A 20555-nucleotide genomic window follows, 5' to 3' on the forward strand; every position below is an offset into this window, starting at 1 on the left:
CGTGCGGGCCTCAGAGTCCCGACTCGTCGGTGCGCACCAGGATGCGCTGGCACTCCTCGCACCGGATCACCTCGTCCTCCGGGGCCGAGCGGATCCGCGAGAGCTCGGAGGCGTCGAGGGTGAGCTGGCAGCCGCCGCACTGGCGCGCGCGCAGCAGCGCGGCACCGATGCCCTTCTGCTCGCGCAGCCGCTCGTAGAGCGCCATCAGGTCGTCGGGGAGGTCCGCGGTGGCCGGTCCGCGCGAGGACGCGACCTCGGCGAGCGAGGCGTCGATGCCGGCCTGCTTCTCGTCTCGCGCCGTCACGAGCTCGGCGAGCCGCGCGTCGATGTCGTCGGCGCGGATGCCCAGGCCGTCGAGCACCTGCTGGGCCTCCTCGAGCTTCTCCATCACCTCGAGCTCGGCGTCCTCGAGCGTGGAGATGCGCCGCTCCAGGGAGACCAGCTCGTGCTGCATCCGCTCGAGGTCCTTGGGGTTGGTGATCTGACCGGCGTCCATGCGCGAGCGGTCACGCTCGCGGCGGGTCTTCACCTGCTCGACCTCACGGTCGGCCTTGGCCTGCTCCACGGCGAGGTCGTCGACCACGATCCGCGCGTCGCGCACCTGGTCGGTGAGCGCGGTGCGCTCGGCCTCGAGCGCGGTGATCTCGGCCAGCTCGGGCAGGTGCGAACGCTGGTGGCGCAGCTGTGCGGTGCGCCGGTCGAGCTCGGCGACGTCGAGGAGCTTGAGCTGGTGGGTGGGATCGGCCTTCAACGGCTCTCCTGGGACTTCAGTAGCGGGACGACCACGGATCGGTGCACTGCGTGCTGACCCGGGTGCCGACCCTATCGCCCATCGCCTCGTGCAGCCGCGCCTCCACCACCGGGAGCCAGGTCCACTCGGCCGCCCAGTGCGCCACGTCGACCAGCGCGGGGCCACCGTGCTCGAGGAACTCCCCCGCCCGGTGGTGCCGCAGGTCGCTGGTGAGGTAGACGTCGACGTCGCTGCCGACGAGCTCGTCGAGCAGGAAGTCGCCGGCCCCGCCGCACACCGCGACCCGCCGCACCACGCGGTCCGGGTCACCCGCGACCCGTACGCCGTGCGCCGTCGCCGGCAGCGCTGACGCCACCCGCTGCGCGAAGCCGGCGAGCGTCGTCGGCTCGACCGTCCCGGCGCGGCCGGTGCCGGTGGCGGCCCCCGCCGACGCCGGTCGGATCGGGGCGAGGTCGCGCAGGCCCAGCGCGAGCGCCAGCGCCTCCGAGACCCCCGACTCCGCCTGGTCGGCGTTGGTGTGGGCGGTCAGCAGGGCGCACCCGCCACTGGTGAGCGTGTGCAGCGTGCGGCCCTTGGGGGTCGTCGCCGCCACGGAGCTCACCGGCGTGAGGAAGAGCGGGTGGTGCACGACCAGAAGGTCGGCGCCCCACTCGACCGCCTCCCGCGCCACCTCGACGGTCGGGTCGACGGCCAGCATGACCTTCGAGACCTCGGCGGACGGCTCGCCGGCCACCAGCCCGACCGCATCGCCGTCGAGGGCGGTGCCGGGCGGGTACCAGGTGTGCAGGAGGTCGACGACGTCCGCGAGCGAGGGCATGCGCTGATCATCCCCGGTCGGCCGGCAGGGGGCTCAGTTGACCTGCCGGTCGCGTCCCTCCCAGTAGGGCTGGCGCAGCTTGAACTTCTGCAGCTTGCCGGTCGCGGTCCGCGCCAGCTCGTCGCGGAACTCGATCGACGTCGGCGCCTTGTAGCCCGCGGCCTTGTCCTTGCACCAGGCGATCAGCTCGGCCTCCATCTCGGGGCCGCCAGCGCTCGCGCCGTCGGCCAGCACGACGAGCGCCTTGATGGTCTCGCCCCACTTCTCGCTCGGCACCCCGATCACCGCGACCTCGGCCACCTCCGGGTGCGAGAACAGCACGTCCTCGACCTCGATCGAGGAGACGTTCTCGCCGCCGGTGATGATGACGTCCTTCTTGCGGTCGCTGATCGTGAGGTAGCCGTCGTCGCCGACCACGCCGCCGTCGCCGGTGTGGAACCAGCCGTCGACGAGCGCCTTGGACGTCTCGTCGGGCCGCTCCCAGTAGCCGTCGAGGATCACGTTGGACCGCGCCAGCACCTCGCCGTTCTCGTCGGTGCGCAGCCGTACGCCGATCGCCGGGGCGCCGGCGCGCACCAACCGGGCCGCGCGGTCCTCCGCGGAGAGGTCGTCCCACTCGGCGCGGGTGCGGTTGACGGTGAGCAGCGGCGAGGTCTCGGTGAGGCCGTAGATCTGCATGAACTCCCAGCCGAGCTCCTCCTGCACCCGCACGACGGTCTTCGTCGGCGGGGGCGCGCCGGCCATGATGATCCGCACCCGGTCGCGCCCGGGGATCTCGCCCTCCCAGTCGGCGGCTGCGTCGAGCACGGCCGCGGCGACGGCGGGGGCGGCGCACATCACGGTGACGCCGTGCTGCTCGACGCGGCGCAGGATCTCGGCGCCGTCGACCTTGCGCAGCACCACCTGCGGGACCCCGAGCCCCGTCATCGCGAACGGCATCCCCCAGCCGTTGGCGTGGAACATCGGCAGGGTGTGCAGGTAGACGTCGCGGTCGGTCACACCTGCGTGCAGCCCGAAGGTGACGGCGTTGGTCCACAGGTTGCGGTGGGTGAGCTGCACGCCCTTGGGGCGAGCGGTCGTGCCGGAGGTGTAGTTGATCGTCGCGGTCGCGTTCTCGTCGGGCTCCCAGTGCCGCGGCTCGGCGCCGGGCGCGGCGAACATCGAGTCGTCCTCGCCCAGCACGAACCGGTGCTCGACGTCGACGCCCGCGAGTGACTCGACCAGCTCGGGGTCGACGTAGAGCACCCGGGCGCCCGAGTGGGAGACGATGTAGGAGATCTCGTCGGGACGCAGCCGGAAGTTGATCGGCACGAGCACCCGCCCCGAGCCGCTCACCCCGAAGAACGACGTCAGCAGCCGTGCGGAGTTGTGGCTCACGACCGCCACCCGCTCACCCACGGCGATGCCGAGCTCGTCGAGCCGGGCCGCCTGGCGGCGGGAGAGGTCGTACGCCTCGGCGTAGGTGAGCGTGCCCAGCGAGTCGGCCGGCTGGTCGGGCTCGTCGATGAAGCCGGCCCGCTCGCCGTAGACGGCGGCGGCGCGCTCGATGAAGTCACTGACGCTGAAGGGGACGATCATGGGCCCACTGTGGCACGCGTCACCCGAGGCGACGAGGCCGTCCCGGAGGGGGTGCGACGGGCGGCAGACCAGCAGCGCCGAACGGCGCGAGGGGTGCGTCGGGACGGTTTCGAACCGCCGACCGCTCGGGTGTAAACCGAGTGCTCTACCGCTGAGCTACCGACGCGCGCGGCACAGACTACGCGGACGCCTCCGCACGGGAGAATCGCGCGGGCACCTGGGTCTGAAATGAGTTGAACCGCTGGCGTCTCGGGTCACCAGCGGTTCAACAAGACAAAGATTACACCACCCCGCAAGGCCGTCCCCGGTTTCGCTGATTTGTACAGCGCCGGTCTAGACCGGAGCACCCGGAGACGCTCAGCCTGCGGCGGCGTGGAGCTCGCGCAGGTGCTCGTCGAGGTCACGGCCGTCGGGGTTGGCGTTGTGCACCGCCCAGCGCAGCCGGCCCTCGCGGTCCACGACGTACGACGACCGCCGGGGCGCGCCCTTGACCTCGTCGAAGACCTCGTAGGCCGAGGCGACGCGCCCGTGGGGCCAGAAGTCCGAGAGCAACGGGAAGTTGAGCCCCTCGGCCTCGGCGAAGCTGCGCAGCGAGTAGACCGGGTCGCACGACAGCGCGAGCACCTCGGTGTCGAAGGTGAGGAACTCGTCGAGCCGGTCGCGCACCCCCGACAGCTCACCGGTGCAGACACCGGTGAAGGCGAACGGGAAGAACATCAGCACGACCGCCTTGCGCCCGCGGAAGTCGCTCAGCCGGACGTCCTGGCCGAACTGGTCCCGCAGGGTGAAGTCGGGTGCCTCGTCACCGATGCACAGTCCCTCGCACGTCACGCCTGCTTGCCGTCCTTCTCGTCGTCCCCGTCGTGGTCGTCCTGCTCGCCGTCGTGCTCGCCGTGCCGGGCCAGCTCCCGCTTGAGGACCTTGCCGGTGGCGTTGCGGGGCAGCTCGTCGACGAAGACGATCTCGCGCGGCACCTTGAAACGGGCCAGGTTGGCCTTCACGTGCTCGCGCAGCTCGTCCGCCGACACCTCGCCGACCCGCACCACGAAGGCGCGCAGTCGCTGACCATAGTCCTCGTCGTCGACGCCGACCGCAGCGACCTCGTGCACCTGCTCGTGGGCGACCAGGCAGTCCTCGACCTCCTGGGGGAAGACGTTCTCACCGCCGGAGACGATCATGTCGTCGTCACGGCCCGCGACGTGCAGCCGGCCCGCGTCGTCGAAGTAGCCCACGTCGCCCGACGACATGAGCCCGTCGACGACCTCCTTGGACCCGCCGTGGGTGTAGCCCTCGAAGAGCAGGCCGTTGCCCACGAAGATCCGTCCGGTCTCGCCGCGCGGCAGCTCGTGGCCCGCCTCGTCGAGGATCTTCACGACCGTGCCGTGGGGCGGCTTGCCGGCCGACGTGGGATCGGCGCGCAGGTCCTGCGGCGTCGCGATCGAGGCGTAGGCGACCTCGGTCGAGCCGTAGATGTTGTAGAGGTTGTCGCCGAAGCGGTCCATCCAGGCCTGGGCGAGCGTGGCGGGCAGCGCCGAGCCCGACGAGGCGACGACCTCGACCCGGCCCAGGTCGAAGGTGTCGAGCACCTCGGGGTCGAGGGCGAGCATCCGCTGGAGCATCACCGGGATGACCACCATCGACTGGCACCGCTCGTCCTGCGCGGTCCGCAGCGCCTCGGCCGGGTCGAAGGTGCGCCGCAGCACGACGGTCGAGCCCAGCAGCATCGCGAGCGCGAGGTGGGCGAAGCCCCAGGTGTGGAACAGCGGCGCGGCGATGTGGGTGCGCCAGCCAGCCCGCAGCGGCATCCGCGAGAGCAGCGAGACGGCCGCGTCGATGCCGGCCTCCTTGCGCGGTGCTCCCTTGGGGGTGCCGGTGGTGCCGGAGGTGAGGATCACGATCCGCGTGTGTCGCTGGGGCGGCTGCAGGTCGCCCTCGTCGTACGCCGACACGAGGTGCTCCAGGGTCTCCTCCGAGCCCGCCTCACCGTCGGTCCACGCCAGCACGCGGTGGTCGAGGTCGGCGCCTGCCAGCAGGCCGGCGAACTCCTCGTCGTGGATCACCAGCCGGGGCGCCTCGCGCTCGAGCACGTCGACGAGCTGCGGGCCGGCGAAGGCGGTGTTGAGGTAGAGGATGTCTGCGCCCAGCTTGGCCACCGCGATGGAGGCGTCGATGAAGCCCCGGTGGTTGCGGCACATCACCGCCACCGAGTCGCCCTCCCCCACGCCGCGCTCGGCGAGGGCACGGGCCAGGGAGTTCGACCGGCGGTGCAGCTCGCCCCAGGTCAGCTCACCGAGCTCGTCCACCACGCCGACCTGGTGCGGCGACCGTGCCGCGAGGGTCGCGAAGCCGCCCGCGGGGCCGGTCCCCCAGCGCAGGACCACGCGGCCGATGTCGACCAGCGTGCGCGGACCGTAGGGGCGGATGACCCCCGCGCGGCCGAGGACGCGCACCGTCGTGCCGGCGCCTGCCACCGCACCTGCGAGCCGGCGAGCCCTCACGCGGGAGTCTTCGGAGCCACCAGTCGCGTGGCCTGCCAGTCCTTGCTGACCGACGCCGTCGTCGTCTGCGACAGGCCCGCGATCGGGGCCGCCTCCGAGACGTCGGCCGCGTCCACCGTGCCGGGCCGCCCGACCTTGGGCGTCAGCAGCCAGATCGAGCCACCGCCGACGAGGTCGGTCAGCGCGTCGACGAGACCGTCGACGAGGTCGCCGTCGTCGTCGCGCCACCAGAGCACCACCGCGTCGACCACGTTGCCGTAGTCACCGTCGACCATGTCGGCGTCGATGCAGTCCTCGACCGCGACGCGCAGCTCGTCATCGGCGTCGTTGTCCCAGCCGAGCTCCTGGACGACCATGCCGGGCTTCAGCCCCAGCCGATCGCCGATCCCGGTTGCCGGGGCAGAGTCGCCCACCGTCGAACTCACGCAGTGCCTCCAATGATCGGGTCCCCGCGACGTCGCGCGCGAGGTGACGCATAGTCCACCCGAACACAGCAGGCGCCGCAACCCCGTCCCGCCCGCCGGGCGGGCGCGGGGCGGGCGTCGGGCGGGCATCGTGGCCTCTGTCTCACCGCAACCGGGCCTACCCGCGGGTAGATTTCGTGCGGCCGTGTCGCGTGACACGATGCACGGGTGAGTGACGCCGAGAAGTCCAGCAAGAACCCGGCGATCGTGCCGGTGATCCACGAGGGACTCCCCACCCAGCTGCCCGACATCGACCCCGACGAGACCCAGGAGTGGCTCGCGTCCTTCGACGCGATGCTCGACGACCGGGGCCGTGACCGGGCTCGCTACGTGATGCTGCGCCTGCTCGAGCGCGCGCGGGAGAAGCAGGTCGGCGTGCCCGCCCTGCGCTCCACCGACTACATCAACACGATCCCCCCGGAGCGCGAGCCGTGGTTCCCCGGCGACGAGGAGGTCGAGCGCCGCATCCGCGCCTTCATCCGCTGGAACGCCGCGGTGATGGTCTCCTCGGCCAACCGCAAGGGCCTCGAGGTCGGCGGCCACATCGCCACCTACCAATCCTCGGCCAGCCTCTACGAGGTCGGCTTCAACCACTTCTTCCGCGGCAAGGACCACGAGGGCGGTGGCGACCAGATCTACATCCAGGGCCACGGCTCGCCGGGCGTCTACGCCCGCGCGTTCCTCGAGGGCCGCCTGAGCGAGGAGCAGCTCTACCGCTTCCGCCAGGAGGTCCAGCACGGCAAGGGCGCCGGCCTCCCGTCGTACCCGCACCCGCGGCTCATGCCCGACTTCTGGGAGTTCCCGACCGTCTCGATGGGCCTCACCGCCATCGGCTCCATCTACCAGGCGCGGTTCAACCGCTACATGGACAACCGCGGCATCAAGGACACCAAGCAGCAGCGCGTGTGGGCCTTCATGGGCGACGGCGAGATGGCCGAGCCCGAGTCGCTCGGCGCGATCCGCGTCGCGGCCCGTGAGGAGCTCGACAACCTCACCTGGGTCATCAACTGCAACCTCCAGCAGCTCGACGGCCCCGTCACCGGCAACGGCAAGATCATCCAGGAGCTCGAGGCCAACTTCCGTGGCGCCGGCTGGAACGTCATCAAGGTGGTGTGGGGCCGCGAGTGGGACGCCCTGCTCGCCAAGGACGTCGACGGCGTGCTGGTCAACCGGATGAACACCACCCCCGACGGCCAGTTCCAGACCTACTCGACCGAGGACGGCGCCTACGTCCGCGAGCACTTCTTCGGCACCGACCCGCGCCTGCGCAAGATGGTCGAGCACATGTCGGACACGCAGATCGAGAAGCTGCCCCGCGGCGGTCACGACTACCGCAAGGTGTACGCCGCGTTCGACGCCGCGACCAAGCACACCGGCCAGCCGACGGTGATCCTGGCCCACACCATCAAGGGCTGGACGATCGACGCCCTCGAGGGCAAGAACGCCACGCACCAGATGAAGAAGCTGACGCTGCCGGACCTCAAGAAGTTCCGCGACCGCCTCTACCTCCCCATCAGCGACCGCGACCTCGAGGAGTCCTACGAGAAGACCGGCGGTGCGCCGTTCTTCCACCCGGGCGCCGACGCCCCCGAGATCGAGTACATGCTCGAGCGCCGCACGGCCCTGGGCGGCTCGATCCCGCGCCGGGTCAACCGCGCGACCGCGCTCAAGCTGCCCGGCGACGAGATCTACTCCGACCTCAAGCAGGGCTCGGGCAAGAACAAGATCGCCTCCACGATGGCCGTCGTCCGGATGCTGCGCGACTGGATGAAGGACCCGGAGATCGGCGACCGCATCGTGCCGATCGCGCCGGACGAGTACCGCACGTTCGGCATGGACTCGATGTTCCCGAGCGCCAAGGTCTACAACCCGGGCGGCCAGCAGTACGAGTCGGTCGACCGCAAGCTGCTGCTCTCCTACAAGGAGTCCGCGCAGGGCCAGATGCTGCACGAGGGCATCTCCGAGGCCGGCGCCATGGCGTCCGCGACCGCGGCCGGCTCGGCGTACACCACGCACGGCGAGCACATGATCCCGTTCTACATCTTCTACTCGATGTTCGGCTTCCAGCGCACCGGCGACTCGATCTGGGCGATGGCCGACCAGCTGGCCCGCGGGTTCCTCATCGGCGCCACGGCAGGTCGCACCACGCTGACCGGTGAGGGTCTCCAGCACGCCGACGGCCACTCGCCGCTGCTCGCTGCGACGAACCCGGCCGTCGTGCACTACGACCCGGCGTTCGCCTACGAGATCAGCCACGTGATGCAGAACGGCCTCGAGCGGATGTACGGCACCGGCGGCGAGAACGGCGACGGCGAGAACGTCATCTTCTACCTCACCGTCTACAACGAGCCGGTCTCCCAGCCCGCCGAGCCCTCCGACGTCGACGTCGAGGGCATCCTCAAGGGCATCCACAAGGTCTCGACGGCCGAGGGCGAGGGCCCGCGGGTCCAGCTGATGGCCTCCGGCGTGGCCTACCCGTGGATCGAGGACGCCGCACGGATGCTCGCCGAGGACTGGGGCGTGCAGTCCGACCTCTGGTCGGTCACGTCCTGGAACGAGCTGGCCCGCGACGGCGCCGCCGCCGAGCAGTGGAACCTGCTCAACCCCGGCGAGCAGCGTCGCACCGCCTACGTCAGCGACAAGCTCGCCGGCGCGCAGGGTCCGGTCGTCGCCGTGTCGGACTACATGCGGGCCGTCCCGCTGCAGATCGCGCGCTGGGTGCCGGCCGACTACCGCGTCCTCGGCGCCGACGGCTTCGGCTTCGCCGACACCCGTCCGGCCGCTCGCCGCTTCTTCCACATCGACGCCGTCAGCGTCGTCGTCCAGGCGCTGCAGGCACTCGCCGACGCCGGCGAGCTCCCGGTGGAGAAGGTCATCGAGGCCTCCGAGCGCTACCGCATCGACGACCCCACCGCGACGAAGGACATCAAGCAGGAGGGCGGCGACGCGTAGTCGTCCCCGCAGGCACCACCTGGTGGGCCACCTCCCGCGCGTAGTGCGCGGGCGGGTGGCCCACCAGCTGCGTGAAGGCCCGGATGAGGTGCGACTGGTCGGCGTAGCCGAGCCGTGCCGCGAGCGCCGCCCAGTCCACGTCGCGGCCCTCGTGCGCCGCAGCGGTGGCATCGAGCAGCCGGAAGCGCTGCACCACCCACTTGGGTCCGATCCCGACGTGCGAGGCGAACCACCGCTGCAACGTGCGCAGGCTGACCCCTGCGAGGTCGGCCAGCTGCGCGGCTCGCACGAGCGAGCTGTCCTCCTCCGCCTGCTCCACCAGCCGGGCCAGACGCGGCACCAGCGGGTCGGGCTGCGGCTCCAGTGCCCGCAGCCACGCCGCCAGGACGACCGCACCGTCCTCGGGTCGCGCGCAGCCCAGGGCGCGCTCCGCCGCCTCCCGGTCGTCCACGCCCAGCACCTCGAGCGCGGTGACCTCACGCCCCACCAGGGCGGCCACGTCGCCGCGCAGGAACGGGCGGAAGCCGGCCGGACGGAAGCCGGCGGCCACCGTGTGCCCGGCACCGTCGAGCCGGCGCGTGAACATGTGCGGGTGCACGCCGTGGACCAGCAGCCGCGGCACGCCCGCCACCACCTCGGCCGACAGGTGGACCACGGGACGCGGCACCACCTCCTGGTCGTGGATCTCTGCGGTGTTCCAGCGCACCCACCAGAAGTAGTCGACCAGCCCCGCCAGGTCGTCCGCAGGCTCGGTGCGCCCCACCTCGATCAGCCGCCCTGCCGCGCTCGGGCGCAGGATCGCGGCGTGGGCTCGACCGGATCGCGTGGGCACGACCAGCACCCTAGGTGGAGGCGCCCACAGCGGCTGTCGCGTTTGTCCAAGCGCAGCGGGAGCCCGCCGCGCGACCATCGGTGCCGACCCCGACGACGAGGAGACCGAGGATGACGCACGAGATGACCGCACGAATCGCCATGGTGACGCTCGACTGCGCCGAGGTCGCGCCCGCGGCGCAGTTCTGGTCGGCGCTGCTCGGCTGGCGGGTCGCGGCGCAGGACGCCGACTACGCCATGCTCACCGGCCGTGACGGCTCACCGGCCCTGGGACTCGGCCGGGTCGAGGGCCACCAGCCGCCGTCCTGGCCCGACGAGGGCGGGCACAAGCAGTTCCACCTCGACCTCGCCGTCGACGACGTCGACGCGCTCACCGAGCGGGCACTCGACCTCGGCGCCCGCCTGGCCGACCCGCAACCGGGCGAGACGTGGCGCGTGCTCGTCGACCCTGCCGGACACCCCTTCTGCGTCACCGACGCGGCCGGCTGGGGCTGAGGGTCGGCCCGCCCGGGGCCTCAGGCGCCGGCAGCGCGTCGTACGGCGTGCACCGGGGCGACGGGGAACTCGCCCGCCTCGGCCTGGACCGGTGCCCAGGCACCGCCCTCGTCCAGCAGCTCGCGCCAGCGGACCCGGTCGTAGCGGCTCGGCTCGGTCGAGCGGATGAAGTCGCGCACGATCTTGGTGAAGCGCTCCGGGTGGTCCTTGTGCGGGAAGTGGCCGGCGTTGGGGATGATCTCGATCCGCGCGGTCGGCGCGAGCGCGCTGGCGTTGCTGGCGTGCGCCACGGGGATGACCATGTCGTCGGCGCCCCACACCACGCACATCGGCATCGCCTCGGTGAGGTAGGCGCGGTCGGCCATGGTGACGATCTGGCCCTTCCAGTCGACCACCGCACGCGTCACGTGGCGGATGGCGGCGCGCGTGCGCGGGTCCTTGAAGGAGTCGTAGATGTCGGCGACCTCGGCGAGGTCGCGCGCCTGGCGTACGCCGCTGCCGGCCAGCAGCCGCATCGCCGACGTGGCGACGTGGCGGACACCGGGCGCGGCCAGCAGCGCCATCACCTGGTGGAAGCCGGGCGTCGTGATCACCCGGATCGCCGGTGAGACCTCGGGCCCGAGCCCGCCGGAGGCGACCAGCACGAGCCGCTCGGTGCGCTCGGGGAACTGGTAGGCGAACTGCATCGCCACTCCCCCGCCGAAGCTGTGGCCCACCACGGTCACCGCGTCGATGCCGAGCACGGTGAGGAGGTCGCGCATGCCGTTGGCGTAGCCGCCCAGGCTGTAGTCGGCACGCGGCTTGTCGGACTCCCCGTGACCGAGCAGGTCGGGGGCGATCACCGTGTGGGTGCGGGCCAGCGACTCCATCACCGGCGCCCACGTCGTGTGGTCGCAGCCGAGCCCGTGGAGCAGCAGCAGGGCCGGGCCGGAGCCCATGCGCACGTAGGCGCGGCGGTGCCCGTGCACGGTGACGTGCTCGACGTGCGGGCTCGTGCGACGGGGCACGCGACCTCCAACCGTTCGGGACAGGTCCCGGATTCAACCACGCGCGACATCGCCCGAGCGCGGGCGCGTCGTCACGATGCCAAGTCGTGACCTCCCGGAGCCCGCTGGCGCTTCGTGGGAATCCCACTACACCGGGCGCGCCACTAGAGTCGGGCCATGCCCCCGTCCCGCCGCCGCGCCGCCGAGGCGCTGCGCAGCTCCAGCGGGGCCCTCAGCACCGCGGCGACCGGTCGGATGGCGAGCGACCTGCCGTGGTTCGACGACCTCAGCGCCGAGGACCGCTCCTGGGTCGGCCTGATCGTCCAGGCCGGCATCCGCGGCTTCGTCGACTGGTACGACCGCGAGTCGCGCGCCTCCGACGACGCCGCCCTCGACCCGCTCGACGCCAAGGTCTTCGGCGCGGCGCCGCGCGAGCTCACAGGAGTGATCTCGCTCCAGCAGACCGTCGAGCTGGTGCGCCTGAGCATCCGTGTGGTCGAGACCAACATCGATGCCCTGCTCGACCCCGAGGACGCTCGTGAGGTCCACGACGCGGTGCTGCTCTACGCCCGCGAGGTGGCCTTCGCCACCGCCGCCGTCTATGCCCGGGCCGCGGAGTCCCGCGGCGCGTGGGACGCCCGGCTCGAGGCGCTCGTGGTGGACGCCGTCGTGCGCGCCGAGGCCGACGAGACGGTGCTGTCGCGCGCCAGTGCGCTGGGCTGGGGAGCGCACGGCGACGTCGCTGTCGTGCTGGGCGCAGTGCCGCCCCACCGCGCGGAGCTCGACGTCTTCGAGTCCGTACGCCGCTCCGCCAGGGCCGGTGACATGGACGCGCTCTGCGCCACCCAGGGCGAGCGGCTCGTCGTCGTGCTCGGCGGGGTGACCGATCCCCTGAAGGCCGCGACCCGGCTGCTCGACCACTTCGGGGAAGGTCCGGTCGTGGTCGGCCCCGTGACCGCCGACCTCGCCCACGCGAGCGCGTCGGCGCGGGCCGCGCTGTCGGCCCACCGCGCCGCCAGCGGGTGGCCAGACGCCCCGCGCCCGGTCGCCAGCCGCGACCTGCTGCCCGAGCGCGCCCTGGCCGGCGACGGTCACGCGCGGCGCCACCTCGTCGACGAGGTCTACCTCCCGCTGATGGCAGCCCGCGGCACGCTGCTCGAGACGCTCGGGGCGTGGTTCGAGCACGGCACCTCGATCGAGGGCACCGCCCGCGCCCTGTTCGTGCACCCCAACACCGTGCGCTACCGCCTGCGCCAGGTCGCCGACGTCACGGGATGGTCGCCGACCCGACCCCGCGAGGCGTTCGCACTCCAGCTGGCCCTCATCCTCGGGCGCCAGTCCGGTCGCACCGAGTTGTAGGAACCCTACAAGGATCACCCGGTGAGTTTCGTCGGCGTCGGACCCGCGTCGTCGCTCCGCGACCCGGCACAGTGGACCTGTGCTCGTCATCGTCGCCCCTGGTCAAGGGGCCCAGACCCCCGGTTTCCTCACGCCCTGGCTGGAGGACCCCACGTTCGCGGCCCGCTTCGACTGGCTGGCCACCGTCGCCGGCATCGACCTGGCCCACTTCGGCACCGCGGCCGACGCCGACACCATCCGTGACACCAAGGTCGCCCAGCCGCTCCTGGTCGCCACCGGCCTGGTCGCCGCGCTCGACCTCTTCCCGCACCCGGCCGACGCCTTCGCGCGCATCGGAGCGGTCGCGGGCCACAGCGTCGGCGAGCTCACCGCGGCCGCCGGCGCCCGCGTCATCACCGCCGAGCAGGCGATGGTGCTGGTGCGCGAGCGCGGCAACGCGATGGCAGCCGCTGCTGCCACCACCGCCACCGGGATGACCGCGGTCCTCGGCGGCGAGCGTGACGAGGTGCTGGCGAGCATCGAGCGCCACGGCCTCACCCCGGCCAACGACAACGGGCCCGGCCAGGTGGTCGCCGCCGGGACGATGGACCAGCTCGCCGCCTTCGCCGGCGACCCACCGGCCAAGGCCCGGTTGATGCCGCTGAGCGTCGCGGGCGCCTTCCACACCACCCACATGGCGCCGGCCGTCGACCGGATGGCCTCCCTCGCCCGCTCGGTCTCCACCCACGACCCGCGCACGCCGGTGATCTCCAACCGCGACGGACAGGTCGTCCACGACGGTCGCGACGTGCTGCGCCGCATCGTGGGTCAGATCGCCCACCCCGTGCGCTGGGACGTCTGCCTCGAGACCATGGCCGACCTCGGCGTCACCGGCATCCTCGAGATGCCGCCCGCCGGCACGCTCACCGGCATCGCCAAGCGTGCCCTCAAGGGCGTGGAGACCTTCGCCCTCAAGACGCCCGACCAGCTCGACGCCGCCCGCGACTTCTGCGACAAGCACGGCGAGGCGTCGATGATCGAGACCAGCCCGACCTGGCGGATGGTCGTCTCCCCCGCCAAGGGCACCTTCCACCTCTCGTCCGAGGCGGTCGAGCGCGACCTGCTCGCGCCGGGCGTCGTCATCGGCTCGGTCGCGAGCCTGCGCGACCGCATCGAGATCACCGCCACCCACGGTGGCTCGGTCGTCGAGTGGCTCGTCGAGGACGGCGACCTGGTCTCCCCGGGCCAGCCGCTCCTGCGCGTGCACCCCGAGGCGACCCACTGATGGCCCCCATCGCAGCCACGACGGGTGCACCGCACACGCGCATCATGGGCATGGGCTCCTACCGCCCCGCCCGCGTGGTGCCCAACTCCGAGGTGGTCGACGCGATCGACTCCAGCGACGAGTGGATCCAGCAGCGCTCCGGCATCCGGACCCGCCGGTGGGCGGGCCCCGAGGAGTCGGTGCAGATGATGTCGGTCGAGGCGTCCCGGATCGCCATCGAGCGCGCGGGGCTCGAGGTCGGGGAGATCGACTGTGTCGTCGTCGCCACCGTGAGCCACCTGCTCCAGACGCCGGCGGTGGCCACCGCCATCGCCCACGAGCTCGGCACCGGCGGTGCAGCCGCCTTCGACATCTCCGCCGCGTGCGCCGGGTTCTGCCACGGCATCTCGATCGCCTCCGACATGGTCCGCGCCGGCAGCGCCCGCCACGTCCTGGTCGTCGGGGTCGAGCGACTCACCGACATCCTGGACCTCACCGACCGGGGCACCGCCTTCATCTTCGCCGACGGGGCCGGAGCGGCCGTCGTGGGACCCAGCGACACCCCGGGCATCGGCCCCGTCGTGTGGGGCTCGGACGGCGAGCAGTTCGACCTGATCCGGCAGCGCGAGGACTGGCGCGACGTCGTCGGCACCGACACCCAGCCCGGCTCCGGCGTGATGCCGCACCTGACGATGCAGGGCAACCCGGTCTTCCGCTGGGCGTCGTTCGCCATGGCCAAGATCGGGCAGCAGGCCCTCGACGCGGCGGGCGTGTCCATCGACGAGCTCGACGTCTTCGTCCCCCACCAGGCCAACATGCGCATCATCGATGCCATGGCGCGGTCGATGAAGCTCCCCGCGCACGTCCGGATCGCTCGCGACGTCGCCGACCAGGGCAACACCTCGGCCGCGTCGGTCCCCCTCGCGCTCGACCGCATGATGGCCGAGGGCGAGGCCCGCAGCGGCGACACCGCCCTGCTCATCGCCTTCGGTGCCGGCCTGGCCTACGCCGCCCAGGTCGTCACCGTCCCCTGACCTGCACCACAGATCGACCCCGAACGACCGCAGGACCACCCGAGCAGCACCCACCAGAGAAGGGAAGGCCCCATGGCCACCACCGAAGAAATCCGCGCCGACCTCGCTGACATCGTCAACGAGGTGGCCGGCGTCGACGCCGACGACGTCCAGCTGGACAAGTCCTTCGTGGACGACCTCGACGTCGACTCGCTCTCCATGGTCGAGGTCGTCGTGGCCGCCGAGGAGAAGTTCGGCGTGACCATCCCCGACGACGAGGTCAAGAACCTCAAGACCGTCGGCGACGCCGTCGCCTTCATCGAGCGTTCGCAGGGCTGAGTCCCTCCCGCGTCACGGGGGCCGGCCGCGCGCCGGCCCCCGTGACTCCCGGCCCTCCTCCACCACCGCGAGAAACGGATCCCCCTGATGCCCTCGACCCGCATAGTCGTCACCGGCCTCGGCGCCACCTCCCCCGTCGGCGGCGACGTCGCCACCACGTGGCAGGCGATGCTGTCCGGCACCTCCGGCATCGCACGTCTCGAGGACGAGTGGGCCGAGACCCTCCCGGTGAAGATCGGCGGCCGCGTCGCCGTCGAGCCCTCCGAGGTCCTCGACCGGGTCAAGGCGCGCCGCCTCGACCGGTCCAGCCAGTTCGCCATGGTCGCCGCCGACCAGGCCTGGGCCGACGCTGGCCTCGAGGGCTCCGGCCTCGAGCCCGAGCGCCTCGCCGTGGCCGTCGCCTCCGGCATCGGCGGTGTGACGACGCTGCTCGCCAACTACGACGCACTGCTCGAGAAGGGACCGCGCCGCGTCTCGCCGCTGGCCGTCCCGATGCTCATGCCCAACGCCCCGGCCGCCAACGTCAGCCTGAAGTACGGCGCCCGCGCGGCCGTCCACGCCCCCACCTCGGCCTGCGCGTCGGGCAACGAGGCCATCGCGATGGCGATCGACCTGATCCGCCTCGGCCGCGCCGACGTGGTGCTCGCCGGCGGCACCGAGGCCGCGATCCACCCGCTGCCGATGGCTGCCTTCGCCAACATGATGGCGCTGTCCAAGACCGGCAGCGAGGAGGGCGGCGACCCGACCCGGGTCTCGCGTCCCTGGGACGTCGCCCGCGACGGCTTCGTGCTCGGCGAGGGCGGCGCGGTGCTCGTCCTGGAGTCCGAGGAGCACGCCCGCGCCCGTGGCGCGAAGATCTACGCCGAGGTGCTCGGCGCCGGCATCAGCAACGACGCCCACGACATCGCCCAGCCCGACCCGGAGGGTCGCGGCGGCACCCGAGCGATCAGGATGGCGCTGCGCGAGGGCGACGTCGACCCGGCGACGGTCGTCCACGTCAACGCCCACGCCACCTCGACCCCCAAGGGCGACATCGCCGAGGGCCTGATGCTGCACGCCGTGCTCGGCGAGCACGTGGACCGCTGCGTGGTCACCAGCACCAAGTCGATGACCGGACACCTCCTCGGTGGCGCCGGCGCGCTCGAGGCCGTCGCCACCGTCATGGCGCTGCACGACCGCGTCAGCCCGCCGACGATCAACCTCGACGACAAGGACCCCGAGGTCGACCTCGACATCCCGACGTCGCGCCGCGACCTGCCCGAGGGCGACATCGTCGGGCTCAACAACTCCTTCGGCTTCGGCGGCGCCAACGTCGCGGTCGCCTTCGGGAGCGTCACCGGGAGCACGAAGTGACCGCCACCGCGGCCAAGCCCGCCAAGCTCCCCCGCGAGGACGACCCGCGCAACCCGGTCCACCGCCTCACCGCGCTGCTCGACGAGGGCAGCCTCGAGCTCATCACGCCCGACGACGACTCCGGCATGCTCGCCGCCGTCGGTCGCGTCGAGGGCACTCCCGTGGTGGCCTTCTGCTCCGACGCCACCGTCATGGGCGGCGCGATGGGTGACGTGGGCTGCCGGGTCGTGGTCGACGCCTACCACCGCGCCATCACCGACGGGGTCCCGATCATCGGGCTGTGGCACTCCGGCGGCGCCCGCCTGGCCGAGGGCGTGCTGTCCCTGCACGCCGTGGGCCGCATCTTCCAGGTGATGACGCAGGCCTCCGGCGTGATCCCCCAGGTCTCCGTTGTGCTCGGCCCCGCCGCCGGCGGCGCCGCCTACGGCCCCGCGCTGACCGACGTGGTCATCCTCGGCCCGGAGGGTCGCATCTTCGTCACGGGGCCCGACGTGGTGCGCTCGGTCACCGGCGAGGACGTCGACATGCTGCGCCTCGGCGGTCCCGAGCCGCACGGGCGACGCTCCGGTGTCGTGCACATCCTCACCGAGTCCGAGCGCGAGGCCCTCGACCGTGCCCGCACGGTCGCCTCCCTCCTGGGTGCCCAGGGCAGCCTCGCCGCCGACTCCGTCGAGGACCGTGACCTCGGCGCCCTGCTGCCGGAGTCGAAGAAGCGCGCCTACGACGTGCACCCGCTCGTCGACGGGCTGCTCGACGAGGGCACCATGCAGGAGCTCCACGCCCGCTGGGCGCCCAACATCGTCACCGCCCTCGGTCGCTTCGGCGGCCGCACCGTCGGCGTCGTGGCCAACAACCCGCTGCGTCTCGGCGGCTGCCTCGACTCCCTGTCGGCCGAGAAGGCCTCGCGGTTCGTGCGCATGTGCGACGCGTTCGGCGTGCCGCTCGTGGTCCTGGTGGACGTCCCGGGCTACCTGCCCGGCGTCGGCCAGGAGTGGGACGGCGTCGTACGCCGTGGAGCCAAGCTGCTCCACGCGTTCGGCGAGTGCGTCGTGCCCCGCGTCACCCTGGTGACGCGCAAGACCTACGGCGGCGCCTACATCGCGATGAACGCACGTTCGCTGGGCGCCACGCGCGTCTTCGCCTGGCCCGGCGCCGAGGTCGCGGTCATGGGTGCCGTCGCCGCCATCCGCATCCTGCACCGGCGCAAGCTCGCCGAGGTGTCGCCCGAGATCCGCCCGCAGGTCGAGGCCGAGCTGGCCGCCGAGCACGAGCGGATCGCCGGCGGTGTCGACAAGGCCGTCGAGATCGGGGTCGTCGACGAGGTCGTCGAGCCCACCCGCACCCGCAGCGCGATCGCTGCTGCCATGCGGCACGAGATCGACACCGCGGGCGTACGCCGCGGCCGCCACGGCAACATCCCGCTCTGACAGGGAGGCGACCGCCGAGGGGCACTGCGTAACGGACGTCACACGACGTCGTTGAGCCAGAAGACCCCTCGGAGGTGCCCCTTGCTGTCGAGCCTGTTCACTGCCGCGACGATCACCGCCGCCGGCATGCTGCCACTCCCCCTCCCGACGCCTGGCGACGGCACGTCGTCGGCCGCGACGGAGCCGGTCGCGGTCTCCGGGACCCTGGACGCCCCGGACGGACGGTTGAAGCGGGGCTGCAAGGACTACGCGTACGCCTACGCGGTCACCGTGCCCTCCGACGACTGGACCCTCGACATCACGCTGCAGGACCGTCGCGGCAAGGGGGTCAACGCCCAGTCGCAGCTGGGACCCAACGACGACGAGTCCGGCGTCTTGTCCTACCGGCTCTGCCGGTGGGCCACGGTCCCGGGACGCTTCACGCTGCGGGGCGTCCTGGTGTCCTACGACGGCGACCGCGCCACCACCGTCGAGGTCACCGAGCACTTCCGGCTGCGTCGCCGCAACCTCTGACGCGCAGCGAATCGATGCTGCGTCAGACCACCTGGTGCAGCCAGCGGACCGGCGCGCCCTCACCAGCGTGACGGAACGTCTCGAGCTCGTCGTCCCACGGCTTGCCGAGCAGGTTGTCGATCTCCAGCAGCAGCGTCGTGTCGCCGAGTGCGGCCTTCACCACGGCCGCCTTGAGGCGGTCCTCCGGGATGAGGATGTCGCCGTGCGGGCCGGTGATGGCGTGGAAGATGCCGAGGTCGGGGGTGCACGAGAAGCGCGTGCCCTCCGAGGAGCTCGTCGGCTCCTCGGTGATCTCGAAGCGCAGGTAGTTCCACCCGCGCAGCGCGGAGGCGACGGCCGCGGCGGTGCCGGACGTACCGCTCCACGACAGCTCAGCACGGTAGGAGCCCGGCTGGGCAGGCTGCGGCGTCCAGTCCAGCGAGACGGCGACGCCGAGGACTCCGCCCACCGCCCACTCGATGTGCGGGCAGAGTGCGGAGGGAGCAGAGTGCACGTAGAGAATGCCCCTCGTGGCCGGACCGTCCGGACGGGAAGCAATGCGTGTGGTCACTGTGACCTCCTTGAGTTCCGACGCTCCAGATGCGCCTTCCCCAGCGGTCTGTCGTCCTAGCTCAACGAGAGTCGAGTGACACGTATGTGATTAGACCACCATTGTGGCCCATGCGAGTCCCGAACGCCAGCACCGCGCCCGCGATGCACGCGGGCGCGGCGCCGGCCGGGCTCAGGACTGGCGGCGCTCGAGCAGGTCGGCGCGCGCCGCGGCGTCCGTGAGCTCGTCGGAGTCGATGGCGTGCGTGCGGTGGAACCACGCCAGGGCGTCGGACTCGCGACCGGCAGCCTCGAGCGTGTCGGCGTACGCGTAGCGCAGCCGCACCACCCAGGACGCGCGGCTCTTGGAGGTGAGCGGCGCCAGCTCGAGGGTGCGCAGCGCGGCGTCGAGCTGACCCATGTCGCGACGTGCACCGGCCTCGACCAACGTCATCTCGGCCTTGGCCTCGGAGCTGAAGTTGGCGACGGACGGACTCTTGGCGAGCTTGATCGCCTGCTCGGGGTTGCCGAGGGCCCGGTGGCAGTCGGCCATGATCGGCAGGTAGTCGGTGGCGCCGTTCATCCGCTTGGCGGCGCGCAGCTCCGACAGCGCCTCGGCGTAGTGACCGGCGGCGTAGGCGGACTCCCCCGCGGCCTCGCGGACCACGGCGATGCGCGAGGCGCGGGCACGAGCAGCGAGCGCATGCTGGTAGGCGAGCTCGGGGTTCTCGTCGATGAACATGCCGGCAGCTGCCAGGTGTCGGGCTACACGGGCGGCCAGTTTCTCCGGGAGGCCCTTGAGCTGGGCGCGGACACCGCGGTCGAGCTCGGCGCCGGTCACGTTCTCCGGAAGGTCCGGACCGTCGTACGCCGCCTGGTCGGCGGTGCGGACGCGGTCGTCCGAGCGCCCGCGGTAGCCGCGGTCCTGCCCACCGCTCGGCTTCCCGCCACCGGACTTGCCGCCCTGGTAGCCACCGCGAGACGGGGCGCCCTTGCCGCGGGGAGCGTCGTCGCGACCGCCGCGCCCGCGGCTGTCACCGCTCGACGGCCGTCCGCCGCCGGCACGGGAGCCACGGGAGTCCTCACCGCGGCTGGAGGACCCACCGCGCGACGGCGCTCCGCTGCGACCGGCCGAGCCGGATCCCCGGCCGCTGCCGGCTTCACCTCGTGACGGACGCTGTCCTCGACGGTCCTCGGCCACGGCCGCACTTCCCTTCTTCACGTATGTCGAACCCCGTCCCGCAGACACCGTACTCACTGGTGCCCCGAAATGGAGCAGAGGCCCCCAGATCACTGGGGGCCTCTGCCAAATGTTTGTCCGGCGGCGTCCTACTCTCCCACAACCTCTCGGTTGCAGTACCATCGGCGCTGAAAGGCTTAACTTCCGGGTTCGGTATGGGACCGGGTG

19 protein-coding genes, 1 tRNA gene and 1 rRNA gene are annotated in these 20555 nt (G+C 72.2%); 9 read left to right on the plus strand and 12 right to left on the minus strand.

All coding sequences use genetic code 11. The features are described 5' to 3' along the window. Window positions 1-10 precede the first annotated feature (10 nt). The 7 genes from ASG76_RS02835 to ASG76_RS19515 all read right to left on the minus strand — a co-directional run bounded on the left by ASG76_RS02835 (window position 11) and on the right by ASG76_RS19515 (window position 6069). Window positions 11-751, minus strand: coding sequence for a zinc ribbon domain-containing protein (locus tag ASG76_RS02835; RefSeq protein ID WP_056599849.1), 741 nt, complete (start codon window positions 749-751; stop codon window positions 11-13). Window positions 752-767: 16 nt separating this feature from the next. After that, entirely contained in the window at window positions 768-1568 is an 801-nt protein-coding gene (locus ASG76_RS02840) for a Nif3-like dinuclear metal center hexameric protein (RefSeq protein ID WP_056599852.1), read from the minus strand. A 33-nt stretch (window positions 1569-1601) separates the two neighbouring features. Beyond that, a complete protein-coding gene (locus ASG76_RS02845; protein ID WP_056599901.1) occupies window positions 1602-3146 on the minus strand; it encodes an AMP-binding protein in 1545 nt (514 codons plus the stop codon). A gap of 94 nt (window positions 3147-3240) precedes the next feature. After that, a tRNA-Val gene (locus ASG76_RS02850) sits at window positions 3241-3312 on the minus strand. Between the two features lie 191 nt (window positions 3313-3503). Continuing rightward, on the minus strand, window positions 3504-3977 hold the full coding sequence (locus ASG76_RS02855) for a peroxiredoxin (RefSeq protein WP_056599855.1): 474 nt from the start codon (window positions 3975-3977) through the stop codon (window positions 3504-3506). Beyond that, window positions 3974-5644, minus strand: a complete 1671-nt coding sequence (locus ASG76_RS02860) for an AMP-binding protein (RefSeq protein ID WP_082587213.1) — start codon at window positions 5642-5644, stop codon at window positions 3974-3976. The genes ASG76_RS02855 and ASG76_RS02860 overlap by 4 nt, the downstream gene beginning before the upstream one ends. Further along, window positions 5641-6069 (minus strand): DUF3052 domain-containing protein, encoded by a 429-nt coding sequence (locus tag ASG76_RS19515; RefSeq protein WP_056599858.1) that lies wholly within the window; start codon window positions 6067-6069, stop codon window positions 5641-5643. The genes ASG76_RS02860 and ASG76_RS19515 overlap by 4 nt, the downstream gene beginning before the upstream one ends. 207 nt (window positions 6070-6276) lie before the next feature. Here ASG76_RS19515 and aceE point away from each other — a divergent pair, with 207 nt between their 5' ends. Then, window positions 6277-9060 (plus strand): pyruvate dehydrogenase (acetyl-transferring), homodimeric type, encoded by a 2784-nt coding sequence (gene aceE, locus ASG76_RS02870; protein ID WP_056599861.1) that lies wholly within the window; start codon window positions 6277-6279, stop codon window positions 9058-9060. Here aceE and ASG76_RS02875 read toward each other — a convergent pair. Further along, on the minus strand, window positions 9035-9892 hold the full coding sequence (locus ASG76_RS02875; RefSeq protein WP_056599904.1) for a helix-turn-helix domain-containing protein: 858 nt from the start codon (window positions 9890-9892) through the stop codon (window positions 9035-9037). The genes aceE and ASG76_RS02875 overlap by 26 nt on opposite strands. 122 nt (window positions 9893-10014) lie before the next feature. On the opposite strand from ASG76_RS02875, the gene ASG76_RS02880 reads away from it, so the two are divergent. After that, window positions 10015-10386, plus strand: coding sequence for a VOC family protein (locus tag ASG76_RS02880; protein ID WP_200948043.1), 372 nt, complete (start codon window positions 10015-10017; stop codon window positions 10384-10386). Window positions 10387-10406: 20 nt separating this feature from the next. On the opposite strand, the gene ASG76_RS02885 is transcribed toward ASG76_RS02880, so the two are convergent. Next, window positions 10407-11393 (minus strand): alpha/beta fold hydrolase, encoded by a 987-nt coding sequence (locus ASG76_RS02885; RefSeq protein WP_235529384.1) that lies wholly within the window; start codon window positions 11391-11393, stop codon window positions 10407-10409. A gap of 156 nt (window positions 11394-11549) precedes the next feature. On the opposite strand from ASG76_RS02885, the gene ASG76_RS02890 reads away from it, so the two are divergent. The 7 genes from ASG76_RS02890 to ASG76_RS02920 all read left to right on the plus strand — a co-directional run bounded on the left by ASG76_RS02890 (window position 11550) and on the right by ASG76_RS02920 (window position 18619). Beyond that, window positions 11550-12731: a PucR family transcriptional regulator gene (locus ASG76_RS02890; RefSeq protein WP_056599867.1), complete on the plus strand. Its 1182-nt coding sequence runs from the start codon at window positions 11550-11552 to the stop codon at window positions 12729-12731. A gap of 79 nt (window positions 12732-12810) precedes the next feature. Further along, complete coding sequence (locus ASG76_RS02895) at window positions 12811-13995, plus strand: acyltransferase domain-containing protein (protein ID WP_056599870.1); 1185 nt, start codon at window positions 12811-12813, stop codon at window positions 13993-13995. Beyond that, a complete protein-coding gene (locus tag ASG76_RS02900; protein WP_056599872.1) occupies window positions 13995-15008 on the plus strand; it encodes a beta-ketoacyl-ACP synthase III in 1014 nt (337 codons plus the stop codon). Before ASG76_RS02895 ends, ASG76_RS02900 begins: the two co-directional genes overlap by 1 nt. A 72-nt stretch (window positions 15009-15080) precedes the next feature. After that, complete coding sequence (locus ASG76_RS02905) at window positions 15081-15326, plus strand: acyl carrier protein (protein WP_056599877.1); 246 nt, start codon at window positions 15081-15083, stop codon at window positions 15324-15326. An 87-nt stretch (window positions 15327-15413) separates the two neighbouring features. Next, a complete protein-coding gene (locus ASG76_RS02910) occupies window positions 15414-16679 on the plus strand; it encodes a beta-ketoacyl-[acyl-carrier-protein] synthase family protein (RefSeq protein WP_200948044.1) in 1266 nt (421 codons plus the stop codon). Beyond that, window positions 16676-18106 (plus strand): acyl-CoA carboxylase subunit beta, encoded by a 1431-nt coding sequence (locus ASG76_RS02915; RefSeq protein WP_056599884.1) that lies wholly within the window; start codon window positions 16676-16678, stop codon window positions 18104-18106. Before ASG76_RS02910 ends, ASG76_RS02915 begins: the two co-directional genes overlap by 4 nt. A gap of 126 nt (window positions 18107-18232) precedes the next feature. Further along, window positions 18233-18619, plus strand: a complete 387-nt coding sequence (locus ASG76_RS02920; protein WP_162254068.1) for a hypothetical protein — start codon at window positions 18233-18235, stop codon at window positions 18617-18619. Window positions 18620-18641: 22 nt separating this feature from the next. Here ASG76_RS02920 and ASG76_RS02925 read toward each other — a convergent pair whose 3' ends face one another. The 3 genes from ASG76_RS02925 to rrf form a co-directional block, all read right to left on the minus strand. Next, window positions 18642-19157, minus strand: a complete 516-nt coding sequence (locus ASG76_RS02925; RefSeq protein WP_082587216.1) for a DUF3145 domain-containing protein — start codon at window positions 19155-19157, stop codon at window positions 18642-18644. A gap of 183 nt (window positions 19158-19340) precedes the next feature. Then, entirely contained in the window at window positions 19341-20369 is a 1029-nt protein-coding gene (locus ASG76_RS02930) for a tetratricopeptide repeat protein (RefSeq protein WP_235529385.1), read from the minus strand. A gap of 94 nt (window positions 20370-20463) precedes the next feature. Further along, window positions 20464-20555: ribosomal RNA gene (rrf, locus tag ASG76_RS02935) — 5S ribosomal RNA — on the minus strand; the annotation flags it as partial.

It is taken from the genome of Nocardioides sp. Soil774, from assembly GCF_001428125.1.
In the GTDB taxonomy this organism is placed as follows: domain Bacteria; phylum Actinomycetota; class Actinomycetes; order Propionibacteriales; family Nocardioidaceae; genus Nocardioides.